Source organism: Mesorhizobium sp. M7A.F.Ca.CA.002.04.1.1, from assembly GCF_004022805.1.
Classification (GTDB): domain Bacteria; phylum Pseudomonadota; class Alphaproteobacteria; order Rhizobiales; family Rhizobiaceae; genus Mesorhizobium; species Mesorhizobium ciceri.
Genome location: NZ_RZPL01000108.1, coordinates 1 through 10769, shown reverse-complemented (window position 1 = coordinate 10769; position 10769 = coordinate 1). Strand labels below are relative to the sequence as shown.

Annotated in this window: 15 protein-coding genes and 1 other RNA gene; 6 read left to right on the top strand and 10 right to left on the bottom strand. The window is 62.0% G+C overall.

The features are described 5' to 3' along the window. Positions 1–952, bottom strand: a 952-nt coding sequence (locus ENZ75_RS08355) for an ABC transporter transmembrane domain-containing protein (protein ID WP_245481137.1), incomplete at its 3' end; no start/stop codon positions are given. A gap of 206 nt (positions 953–1158) precedes the next feature. Here ENZ75_RS08355 and rpmE point away from each other — a divergent pair. Continuing rightward, on the top strand, positions 1159–1380 hold the full coding sequence (rpmE, locus tag ENZ75_RS08350) for a 50S ribosomal protein L31 (RefSeq protein ID WP_013529118.1): 222 nt from the start codon (positions 1159–1161) through the stop codon (positions 1378–1380). A 127-nt stretch (positions 1381–1507) separates the two neighbouring features. Here rpmE and ENZ75_RS08345 read toward each other — a convergent pair whose 3' ends face one another. Next, a complete protein-coding gene (locus tag ENZ75_RS08345; protein ID WP_024502910.1) occupies positions 1508–2149 on the bottom strand; it encodes a TetR/AcrR family transcriptional regulator in 642 nt (213 codons plus the stop codon). A gap of 126 nt (positions 2150–2275) precedes the next feature. On the opposite strand from ENZ75_RS08345, the gene ENZ75_RS08340 reads away from it, so the two are divergent. Beyond that, complete coding sequence (locus ENZ75_RS08340; RefSeq protein WP_082826561.1) at positions 2276–2755, top strand: anthrone oxygenase family protein; 480 nt, start codon at positions 2276–2278, stop codon at positions 2753–2755. A 21-nt stretch (positions 2756–2776) separates the two neighbouring features. Beyond that, complete coding sequence (locus tag ENZ75_RS08335) at positions 2777–2926, top strand: hypothetical protein (RefSeq protein ID WP_082826704.1); 150 nt, start codon at positions 2777–2779, stop codon at positions 2924–2926. Between the two features lie 18 nt (positions 2927–2944). Here the strand turns inward: ENZ75_RS08335 and ENZ75_RS08330 are convergent, their stop codons facing one another. The 3 genes from ENZ75_RS08330 to ENZ75_RS08320 form a co-directional block, all read right to left on the bottom strand. Then, a complete protein-coding gene (locus ENZ75_RS08330; protein ID WP_127224143.1) occupies positions 2945–3241 on the bottom strand; it encodes a SelT/SelW/SelH family protein in 297 nt (98 codons plus the stop codon). 17 nt (positions 3242–3258) lie between these two features. Continuing rightward, positions 3259–4008 carry a YebC/PmpR family DNA-binding transcriptional regulator gene (locus tag ENZ75_RS08325; RefSeq protein ID WP_013529113.1) on the bottom strand — a complete coding sequence of 250 codons (750 nt, stop codon included), beginning with the start codon at positions 4006–4008 and terminating at the stop codon, positions 3259–3261. A 213-nt stretch (positions 4009–4221) separates the two neighbouring features. Continuing rightward, the gene (locus tag ENZ75_RS08320) at positions 4222–4545 is read right to left on the bottom strand and encodes a helix-turn-helix domain-containing protein (RefSeq protein WP_024502907.1); all 324 of its coding nucleotides are present in this window, start codon (positions 4543–4545) and stop codon (positions 4222–4224) included. 52 nt (positions 4546–4597) lie between these two features. Here ENZ75_RS08320 and ENZ75_RS08315 point away from each other — a divergent pair, with 52 nt between their 5' ends. Both ENZ75_RS08315 and ENZ75_RS08310 read left to right on the top strand, forming a co-directional pair. Beyond that, positions 4598–5080: an SRPBCC domain-containing protein gene (locus ENZ75_RS08315; RefSeq protein ID WP_063169205.1), complete on the top strand. Its 483-nt coding sequence runs from the start codon at positions 4598–4600 to the stop codon at positions 5078–5080. A gap of 45 nt (positions 5081–5125) precedes the next feature. Next, entirely contained in the window at positions 5126–5518 is a 393-nt protein-coding gene (locus ENZ75_RS08310; RefSeq protein WP_063169206.1) for a VOC family protein, read from the top strand. Positions 5519–5556: 38 nt separating this feature from the next. Here the strand turns inward: ENZ75_RS08310 and ENZ75_RS08305 are convergent, their stop codons facing one another. From ENZ75_RS08305 to ssrS, 4 genes are all read right to left on the bottom strand, one after another. Then, positions 5557–6318 carry a TerC family protein gene (locus ENZ75_RS08305; RefSeq protein WP_013529109.1) on the bottom strand — a complete coding sequence of 254 codons (762 nt, stop codon included), beginning with the start codon at positions 6316–6318 and terminating at the stop codon, positions 5557–5559. A 74-nt stretch (positions 6319–6392) separates the two neighbouring features. Then, complete coding sequence (locus tag ENZ75_RS08300; protein WP_024502904.1) at positions 6393–7217, bottom strand: YmdB family metallophosphoesterase; 825 nt, start codon at positions 7215–7217, stop codon at positions 6393–6395. A 70-nt stretch (positions 7218–7287) separates the two neighbouring features. Continuing rightward, the gene (locus ENZ75_RS08295) at positions 7288–7875 is read right to left on the bottom strand and encodes a 5-formyltetrahydrofolate cyclo-ligase (RefSeq protein WP_024502903.1); all 588 of its coding nucleotides are present in this window, start codon (positions 7873–7875) and stop codon (positions 7288–7290) included. Between the two features lie 96 nt (positions 7876–7971). After that, positions 7972–8127: non-coding RNA, 6S RNA (gene ssrS / locus ENZ75_RS08290), on the bottom strand. Positions 8128–8274: 147 nt separating this feature from the next. Here ssrS and ENZ75_RS08285 point away from each other — a divergent pair. After that, positions 8275–9114 (top strand): MoxR family ATPase, encoded by an 840-nt coding sequence (locus ENZ75_RS08285; protein ID WP_063169207.1) that lies wholly within the window; start codon positions 8275–8277, stop codon positions 9112–9114. A 15-nt stretch (positions 9115–9129) separates the two neighbouring features. Here the strand turns inward: ENZ75_RS08285 and ENZ75_RS08280 are convergent, their stop codons facing one another. Beyond that, positions 9130–10698, bottom strand: coding sequence for an MFS transporter (locus tag ENZ75_RS08280; protein ID WP_063170360.1), 1569 nt, complete (start codon positions 10696–10698; stop codon positions 9130–9132). Positions 10699–10769: the final 71 nt, after the last annotated feature.

Here is a 10769-nt window from a genome sequence, read left to right as displayed (position 1 = left end):
CCCCCGCCGCTTGCGCAAGTTCGCCCCACACTTCCGACAGCGCGCCCAGCGCGCGGGCGGCGAACACCGAATAGAGCAGGAACTGGCCGAGCGTGCCTGGCGATATCGAGCCTTCGAGCACGTCGCGCGAGCCGAACCACAGCACCGCCACGACGGACGAGAAGATGGTGAAAATGGCGAAGAAGGTTAAGAAGGAGCGCGCGAAGATCGAGGAGCGTGCCGCCTCGAAAGCAGCTTCCACCGCAGCCGAGAAATGCCCGGTGACCAGCTTCTCATTGGTGAAGGCCTGCAGCGTGCGCACCGCGCCGATCTGCTCGCTGGCATAGGCGGTGGCATCGGCCAGCGTATCCTGCGCCTGACGTGATTTGCGCCGCACCGAACGGCCGAAGGCGACCAGCGGCAGCACGATCACGGGTATTGCCGCGATGACCAGGCCGGACAGTTTCGGGCTGGTGATGACCATCATCCCCACCGCGCCAAGGCCGAGGATGACATTGCGCAGCGCCACCGAGGCCGTCGCTCCGACCGCCGACTTGACCTGCGTCGTGTCGGCGGCAAGCCGCGACACGATCTCGCCCGACTGGGCGGTGTCGAAGAAGGCAGGCGACAGCGTCGTCACATGGGCAAACACATCGCGCCTGATATCGGCGACGACGCGCTCGCCCAGCGTGATGACGAAATAGTAGCGGCCGGCCGATGCTGCCGCCAGCAGGGCGGCCATAGCCACCAGCGCTGCGAAATATTCGGCAATGAAGGTCGTGCTGGACGACGAGAAGCCATGATCGATCATGCGACGCACCGCCAGCGGCAGCGCCAACGTGGTTGCCGCCGCGATAACCAGCGAGATAATGGCGCCGACGACCAGCGTGCGGTAGTGCGTGATGTAGGGGAACAGGCGCCTGAGCGGCTTGAGCGAACGCCGGCGCTCGTCTGCGCTGGTGATTTGCGCCATCCCGATGTTTCCTCCAGCCGTCCTTGGGGTCTGCGCCTCAATATGCGCTTGCCGCGGCCTTGTGATTCAATTCCGGCTGATGTATAGGCTCGCCGACCGTTTTAGAAGCCGTGGCTCCTCAATAGCTGCGGCTTCGAGTTTTAAAAAGGGGCGCATCGACGCAGGCTTATGCCCGTCGCCAGCGCCGGCAAGCCAGGAACCGAACCATGAAGACCGACATCCATCCCGATTACCACACCATCAAGGTCGTCATGACCGATGGCACCGAATACACGACCCGTTCGACCTGGGGCAAGGAAGGCGATACGATGAACCTCGATATCGACCCGACCACCCACCCGGCTTGGACCGGCGGCCAGCAGACCCTGCTCGACCGCGGCGGCCGCCTGTCGAAGTTCAAGAAGCGTTTCGAAGGTTTCGGCATCTAATTGCATGTCGCCCAAAAGTGCGAAGCGGTTTTGGGATAACGACTTGCATCAAGTAAGAACTTAAGCCAAACGAGCTTTCACAGATCGAAAACCCGCCCTGTGGCGGGTTTTTTGTTGCGGCGCGGTCCTACTCGGCCAGCAATTCCCTTAACGCCATGCGCTTGTAGGCGGCGACCAGCCTGTCGCCCTCCTGCCGCTCAACCGAGATCGCCAGCCGCATGGCGGCCTCGCCCATCTGCCAGACCAGAAACGCCGTGGTTTCCAGTGTCGCCGGATCGGCTGCCGGCCGCAGCCGTTTCAGCACCGCGCTGAGGAATTCGGCGTTGGCACGGCTGTCGGCGAGTTCGAGCTGGCGCAGCGCCTTGTCAGCCTGCGTGCCCGACCAGATGTCGCGGATCACCGGCTCGGCCAGGAACAGCCGGTAATAGATGTCGACCAACTCTGAAAACGCGGACTGCAGGCCTTCGGCGTCGCTGATGCCAGCCAGTGCTGCCGAAATGCAGGACTGGCTTTCGGCGGTGTAGCGCTCGGCCAGCGCCCAGATGATCGCCCGCTTGTCCGGAAAGAACTGGTAGAGCGACCCGATCGACACCCCAGCGCGCTCCGCCACCTCACCCATGCGCATGGCATCGCTGCCTTGCTCGGCGATCAGCGCCGAGGCAGCCGCCAGCATGCGCTCGACCCGCTCGCGGCTGCGCTGCTGGCTCGGCGCCCGACGCGGTGAAGCAGCCTGCTTCTGTGCGGAAACGGGGGTTGCCGCGTCTTCCATACCTGACTCCAAATGCCGCCAAAATCACTTGACTCGAAAAATACGAGGGTTTATCACGTTTTGCAAATGTGAGGATTAATCACGTTTATGCGGAGGAAAGCACAATGGGCATCTGGAGCAACTGACATGATCGCGAAACTTCTTCCCACTCTCATCTTCATTGCCGCACTTGGCTCAGGCGTCGTCGGCGGCGTCTTCTTTGCTTTCTCCAGCTTCGTCATGCCGGGCCTCGCCCGCATGCCAGCCGCAAGCGGCATTGCCGCGATGAATTCCATCAACGTCACAGCGGTGACGCCGCTGTTCATGACAGCACTGTTCGGCACGGCTCTCGTCTGCATCGTTGTCGCCATCGGTGCGGTGATCGGCTGGAACCAGCCAGGCTCGCTCTGGCTGGTTGCCGGCAGCCTGCTCTATCTCATCGGCATCGTGGTGGTGACGATGATCTTCAACGTCCCGCTCAACGATGCGCTCGCCGCCCTCGATCCGGCCAGCAGCAATGGCGCAAGCCTGTGGTCGCGCTACCTCGACGAGTGGGTGATGTGGAACCATGTCCGCACCATCAGCGGCATAGCCGCGCTGGCATCCTTCTGGTTCGCCGCGCGTTGAAAAGGATGGATGGAGCCACCGATGAAGGATCAATATTCGAATATGGCCTTCGGCATGGCAATCGGAGTTGGTGTCGGTGCCGCGGTCGGCACCGCTCTGGATGACCTTCCGATGGGCGTCGCCGCGGGTATTGCGATTGGCGCCGCCTTCGGAGCGTGGCGACGCAAGTGACGGCAGCGCCGGCGGCCTCTACGCCTTTGTCTTCCGATCGGAATGACCGAGGTCGCGGTCCGGATCAATGACATCGCGGACCAGTTGCTTCAGCTTGGCCGCGTCCGGAAAACCGCCGTCGCGCTTGCGATCCCAGACAAGCACGTCATTGCAGGAAATGGTGAAGATGCCGCCGGTGCCCGGCACCAGCGTTACTTCGCCGAGGTCCGTGCCGAAGGTCGACAGCAGCTCCTGCGCCATCCAGCCGGCGCGCAACAGCCATTGGCACTGCGTGCAGTAGGTGATGCGGATGGCGGGGAGCACTCTCTCGCTCATGCCGGGCTGAGCTCCGCTCATGCCGCGCTGAGCTTGGCCATGGTCTCGTCGTCGACTTCGAAGTTGGCGTAGACGCTCTGCACGTCGTCGTCGTCCTCGAGCGTGGCGACCAGTTTCATCAGCGACTGTGCCCGCTCCTCGTCGACCGGAACGTTGTTCTGCGGCCGCCAGATCAGCTTCACCGATTCTGCCTCGCCGAGCGAGGTTTCCAGAGCCTTCGACACCTCACCGAGATTCTCGAAGGCGCAATAGATGGTGTGGCCTTCCTCGTCGGTTTCCACGTCGTCGGCGCCGGCTTCGATTGCCGCTTCCATGACCTTGTCGGCGCTGCCGGCCGATGCCGGATAATAGATCTCGCCGACGCGGTCCCACATGAAGGAAACCGAGCCCGTTTCGCCCATCGCGCCGCCGGCCTTGGTGAAGGCAGCACGCACATTGGACGCCGAGCGGTTGCGGTTGTCGGTCAGCGCCTCGACAATGACAGCGACGCCGCCCGGGCCATAGCCCTCATAGCGCACGGCTTCGTAATTCTCGGCATCGCCCATCGAGGCCTTGTTGACGGCGCGCTGGATGTTGTCCTTCGGCATCGACACCGCCTTGGCGTTCTGGATCGCCAGGCGCAAGCGCGGGTTCATCGATGGATCGGGCGTCCCGCTCTTGGCGGCGACGGTGATTTCGCGCGCCAGCTTGGAAAACATTTTAGACCGCACCGCATCCTGGCGGCCCTTGCGGTGCATGATGTTCTTGAACTGTGAATGGCCAGCCATGGCACCCCTGTCGTCTTCTCGGCTAGAGCATCGCGAAGCGAAGTGATCTGACCTCGTCTTCCGCAATGCCCGAATTCAAAATTTCAGAGCGTCCCAGGTGCACCTCTTGGAAGCACGGCGTTCTCTGTCGGAATGGCCGGCTTATAGATAAATCGGCTCAATTCGTCCAGCCGCACCGCGCATGCGGCGCAAGACGTGACCTGCTGCGGCCGCTCACGCCTCGAGGTCCGACTTCAGTCGGTCGATGATGCTGAGCGCATGGCCGGCATACTGGCTGATCCAGCGGTCGTGGATCTGCTTGATCGGCAGCGCGTTGAGATGGTTCCAGCGCTCGCGGCCGTCGCGCCGCGCAACGATCAGGTCGGCCTCCTCCAGCACCTTCAGATGCAGCATGACCGTGCAGCGATCGATATCGGGAAAGGCCTCGCACAGCATGCCGGTCGTCTTCGGCGCGTCCTTCAGCTGATCCAGCATTTCGCGCCGGCGCGGATGCGCCAGCGCCTTGAAAACATTGTCGTCTTGCGATCTGCTTGACATGTTATGTTTATATAACGTATCTTTGGACCGATCAAGGGAAGGAGCTGTGGATATGTCACTTGGATTCAGTGTTTCCGGACGCATCGGCAAGCCGGTCGCCGACGTCTTCGACGCAGTCGTCAATCCGAAGAAACTGAGCGGCTATTTCACCACGATCGGCGGCGCCAGCGCCCCGCTGGAAGCCGGCGCCGGCGTCGTCTGGTGGGGCAAGGTGCCGGTTGAGGTCGACGAAGTGGTCAAGGACCGCCGCATCGTGCTGCGCTGGGATGCCACCGATGAGGACGGCAAGCCGGCCTACAAAACCCGCATCGAGATGAACTTCGAACCGCTGGACGATGGCGGCACCTTCGTCACCATCGCCGAGAGCGGCTGGCAGGAAGGCGCGGTCGGCCTGAAGAAGTCCTACCTCAATTGCGAGGGCTGGTCGCAGATGCTGGCCTGCATGAAGGCCTATGTCGAGTACGGCATCAATTTGCGCGACGGTTACTACCGCAGCGAGATGAAAGGCGAACCCGCCAACGAGACCAATGTTTGAGCGACCCGACATCTGAGCAACCAGAAGGAAGAGGAGGCCTTTGCGATGAAGAAAGTAACGCCATTCCTGATGTTCGAGGGCAAGGCCGAAGAGGCAATGACCCTCTATTGCGAGACCATTCCCGGCAGCAGCGTCCTCGACGTCACGAATTACGGCCCCGGCGAAGACGGTCCGCAAGGAACGGTCAAACTAGCGCGGGTGTCGATCGCCGGCCTGGAAGTCATGGTCTTCAACAGCCCCGTCCACCATGCATTCACCTTCACGCCATCGGTGTCGCTGTATGTGGACTGTTCCTCCGAGGATGAACTGAACCGAATTGTCGAGACGCTGGGCAAGGATGGCGCGTTCCTGATGCCATCGGACAATTACGGCTTCAGCCGCCGTTTCGCATGGCTAAACGACAGGTTCGGGGTCTCCTGGCAGATCAATCTCGCATGACTGGTCTGTGCAAGGGCGACCACCCTGCTGCTCTTGCCTCAATGCCCGCCGCCCGGCTTCTTGCGCCGCCGCGCCAGCATGTTGAGCCCCTCGACCAATGCCGAAAAGCCCATCGCCGCATAGATGTAGCCCTTGGGCACATGGTAGCCCATGCCGTCGGCGATCAGTGTCATGCCGATCATCAAAAGGAAGCCCAGCGCCAGCATGACAATGCTCGGGTTTTTGGCGATGAAGTTGGCCAGCGGCCCGGCCGCCAGCATCATCACGCTCACCGCCACGATCACGGCGATGTACATGATGGCGATCTCGTCGGTCATGCCGACGGCGGTGATGATCGAATCGATCGAGAAGACCAGGTCGAGCAGCAGGATCTGGAAGATCGCGCCGGCGAGGCTGATCTGCAGCGTCTCGCCCATCATCGTATCCTTGTGGTCGTCGGGATCGACCGTGTGATGGATCTCCTTGGTCGCCTTCCAGACCAGGAACAGGCCGCCGGCGATCAGGATCAGGTCGCGCCAGGAAAAACCATGGCCGAAGGCCGTGAATACCGGCGTGGTCAGCTGGACGATGATCGAAATGGTGGCCAGCAGCACCAGCCGCATGATCAGCGCCGCCGAGATGCCGAGCCGGCGGGCACGGGCCCGTTGTGCTTCCGGCAGCTTGTTGGTCAGGATCGAGATGAAGATCAGATTGTCGATGCCGAGCACGACCTCGAGCACAATCAGCGTCAGCAGCGCGACCCAGGCGGTTGGATCGGACACAAATTGAAAATGCGGCGCCAGGAATTCGATGAGCTGCATGGAGGTCGTCCCCTCTTTTAACGATCTAGAGCAGTGTCGCCGGCAGTTAGGTACTAAGCGTGCCTATATCAATGTCATGACCAGAAGGACGGTGCGGTTTCCTCCAGCCGCGGGCCGCGACGAAACGGCGCGATCCGCTCGGTCAGCCCGGTGCGGTCGGAAATATCGACGCCGACGCCGCACAAGGTCGCCGGTCCGGTCGCCGCTTCGAAGCGGCCTTTCGGCACTTTCGACAGGAACCGGTTGAGCGGCTCCTCCTTGTCCATGCCGAGCGAGGAATCATAGTCGCCGCACATGCCGGCGTCGGACATATAACCGGTGCCGCCATTGAGGATCTGGTGATCGCCGGTCGGCTGGTGGGTATGGGTGCCGACGACGAGGCTGGCACGGCCGTCGACGAAATGCGCGAAGCACATCTTTTCCGAGGTCGCCTCGGCGTGGAAGTCGATGATCACGGCATCCGCCTGCTCGCCGAGCGGACAGGCGGCAAGCTCGCGTTCGCCGGCCTGGAAGGGATCGTCGAGTTCGGGATGCATGAACACCCGGCCCATGATGTTGGCGACCAGCACGCGCGCGCCGCTCCTGGCGATGTAGACGCCGGAGCCGCGCCCGGGCGTGCCCTTGGGAAAGTTCGAGGGGCGCAGGAAGCGCTCTTCGCGCGGCGCGAAGGCGAGTGCGTCGCGCTGGTCCCAGACATGGTTGCCGGTTGTGACGACATCCGCACCGGCCGCGATCGTCTCGCGAAAGATATCTTCGGTGATGCCGAAGCCGCCGGCGGCGTTCTCACCGTTGACGATGACGAAATCGAGTTTGAAGTCGGAGATCAAGCCGGGCAGTTGTTCCCACACCGCCGTCCGTCCCGTCTTTCCAACCATGTCACCGAGGAAGAGAAGTCTCATATGATCCCGCACCGAAGGTCAGCGAAGCAAAAGCTGCATGACGTCTGTGAAAGATCATGCGTCCTTTTATCTACAATTTTGACGCGAAGCGGCGCAACCCGCTCTCGGTCAGTATTTCCGGAATGACGACGTCATGTTCCTCATCCGGCACCATTGCCACCTCCTGGCAGTCGAAGGCGATGCCGACCAGCCGCGGCGGCTGTCCCTTGTCGATCAGCTTGGCGATGGCGCGGTCGTAATAGCCGGCACCATAGCCGATGCGATGGCCGCGCGCATCGAAGGCGGCGAGCGGCACCAGCATCACCGAGGGGTCGAGCACTTCTGCTTCTTCATGCGGGCCGACCGTGCCGAAACCCATCTCGACCATCGGCGCGCCGCGCACCAGTTCGCGAAAGACGATCGTGGTTTTGTCGAGAATGGCCGGCAGGCAAAGCCGCGCGCCCCTTTCGCGCAAGGCAAACATCAGCGGCCTGACGTCGACTTCCGAGCGCATCGGCCAGAAGCCGGAAACGATCTGGCCCGGCTCAATGTGGAGGTGATCGCGTGCCGTCTCTGCCATTTCAAGCGCGACCTCCACCCGCCAGAATTCGTCGAGCGCATCGCGGCGTCCGAGGGCCTCGCGGCGAAGCTGCTTTTTGAGGTCTTTGAGAGAGGTCATGCAGTCAGGGTAGAAAAGGTCAGATCTGGATGGAGTGTTGGGAGCGACGTTTTCCACCGCAATCATCCACCGAAATGCGGGACGCGTGGCAATAAGTGACGATCCACACAACCGGTGGAGAGAGCGATCCCGGGAACCTACAAAGTAGGTGGGCGCCGTGTGAGAAAACCCACGGGTCTTCCCAGGGACAGCTCCCTAAGGATCGTTAAGGCCCCGGGGAAAATGTTCTCCTGCCGGGAAGCACAGACCGTCCCGCCCAATATAGGCTGCCGGCCGGCTAAGCGCCAGTGAGACGGGCACTCTTTCCGTGTTGGTTCAGGCCCTCGCGCCGCCAACACCTCACCCTTGCACAGGCACGGCCTCGTCCTTACGGTCGCGATGACCAACCGAGGAGCAAGAATGCGTTTCGAAGGCACGGCGGCCTATGTCGCCGACAAGGATCTGATGGTGGCCGTCAATGCGGCGATCGCGCTGGAGCGGCCCTTGCTGGTCAAGGGCGAGCCCGGCACCGGCAAGACGGAACTGGCCCGCCAGGTGGCGGCTGCACTCGGCCTCGACCTCATCGAATGGCACGTCAAGTCGACGACGCGGGCGCAGCAGGGCCTGTACGAATATGATGCCGTCTCGCGGCTGCGCGACAGCCAGTTGGGCGACGAGCGCTTCAACGACATCAGGAACTACATCAAGCGCGGCAAACTCTGGGAGGCTTTCGCCGCCGGCAAGAAGGTCGTGCTCTTGATCGACGAGATCGACAAGGCCGACATCGAATTCCCAAACGATCTCCTGCAGGAACTCGATCGGATGGAGTTCTTCGTCTACGAGACCGGCGAAACCATCCGCGCCGCCGTCAGGCCGATCGTCATCATCACCTCCAACGACGAGAAGGAGTTGCCGGACGCGTTCCTGCGCCGCTGCTTCTTCCATTACATCCGCTTTCCCGACGTCGACACGCTGCACAGAATCGTCGACGTCCACTATCCCGGCATCAAGCAGAACCTGGTTCGGGCAGCCCTCACCCAGTTCTACGAGATCCGCGAAGTGCCGGGGCTGAAGAAAAAACCGTCGACCTCCGAGGCGCTCGACTGGATCCGCCTGCTGGTCGCCGACGATATCGCGCCCGAGGATCTGCGCGCCGACCCGAAGAACGCGTTGCCCAAGCTGCATGGCGCATTGCTGAAGAACGAACAGGATGTCCATCTGTTCGAGCGGCTTGCCTTCATGGCGCGCAGGCAAGGGTGAGGCGCCGGGCACTTGCTACGATCGAGCTTCGCTTGCGCCCTGAGCACGATGACGGTCCCTTGCCTCTTGCGGCGCGACGTTTCTGGGGCCGAAGACGACGAAGCTGATGACGGCAAGGGCAAGAACGCCGATCCCGCTATAGAGCATGACCCAGCCAAAACCGTTGACCAAGGCGGCATGCGCAAGCGCGCCGGACGGGTCGAGGGTCGCCAGCCTGGGCGAATATTGGGAGAGGCCATCGAGATTTCCGGTGGCGATCTTTTCCGCCAACGCGCGCAATTCGTCCGGGTCAAGGGCCGTGCCCAATGCGGTTTTGAGATAGGAAGCAATTCCCTGCGTCAACAGCAGGCCCAGCACCGCGATGTTGATGGCGAGCGTGATCAGCCGCGCGCTGATATCGATGCCCGAAGCCATGCCGGCGCGATCCGGCGACACCGAACCCGTCGTGGTGTTGGTGGTCGGTGAGTTGGTGAGGCCGATACCGATACCGGCGATCAGCGTACCGGGCAGCATGGTCAGCCAGCTGGCTCCCTCAAGGCTCGAACCTATCCTCATGGCGATAAAGCCGACCCCCAATGTCAGCAACCCGAGCGGGATCGCCACCCGCGCCTGATAGCGGGCGCGCAGGCGCTCGGCGGTCGAGGACATCAGCATCAAGGGAAGCGTGTAGACGAGCAGCAGCAGGCCGGTCGTGGTGCTGTCGTAGCCGAGCACACCCGAAAAATAGATCGGCAGATACATGATGAACGGCCAATAGCTGAAATTCATGCCGATGCCGCCCATGATCGCTCCCGAAAATTGACGGATCCGGAACACCGAGAAATCGAACATCGGATAGGGGCTGATCTTCTCGGCAACGAGGAACGCGGCGAAGGCCAGCACGGCAGCACTTGCCACGCCGATGCGGGCACCAGAGCCGAGATCGGCCCCTTGCGTGATCAGATAGGAGAAGCCGAACACCGCGAACGAGAGCGTCAGGATACCGGCACGGTCAAGCTTCTGGGCATTGTGGTCGCGTGATTCGGTGACACCGGCACCGATGAAGACCAGCGCAAGGATGGCAAGCGGCACATGGATGAGGAACACCCACTGCCAGCTCGAGAACGCGACGATCAATCCACCGATGGCGGGACCAAAGCCAAGCCCGATCCCCGAGACGACGCTCCAGGCCACAAAAGCCTTGCCGCGTTCGCTGCCGTCCTGAAACTGGTGGGACAAGACGGCCACGCTGCAAGTGAACATCGCCCCTCCCGCCAGGCCTTGCAGGAAGCGTGCAATGATGAGGAGCGAAGCGCTCGGCGCGAGGCCGCACAGCAGTGAGGCCAGCCCGAAGGCGATGGTGGCGATCACCATCACCCGTTTGCGGCCGAAGCGGTCGGCCAGCGTTCCTGTCGCCATCAGCACCGTGGTGCAGGCAATGGTGTAGGCGTTCATGATCCATTGCAGATCCTTGAAGTCGGCGGCGAGCACGCTTTCCAGTTTCGGAAGGATCACCGGGACGCTGGAGATTTCGAGGCCGAACAGCAGCGAGGCAAGGCAGGCCCCGGCAAGCGCAACGGTGTTTCGGTCGATTTGAAACGTCATGTCGATCACTTTCTGTCGAAGCATTCTGGAACCGGGCTGGCTCTTCAAACTGCGGTCGAGATGACATAGAC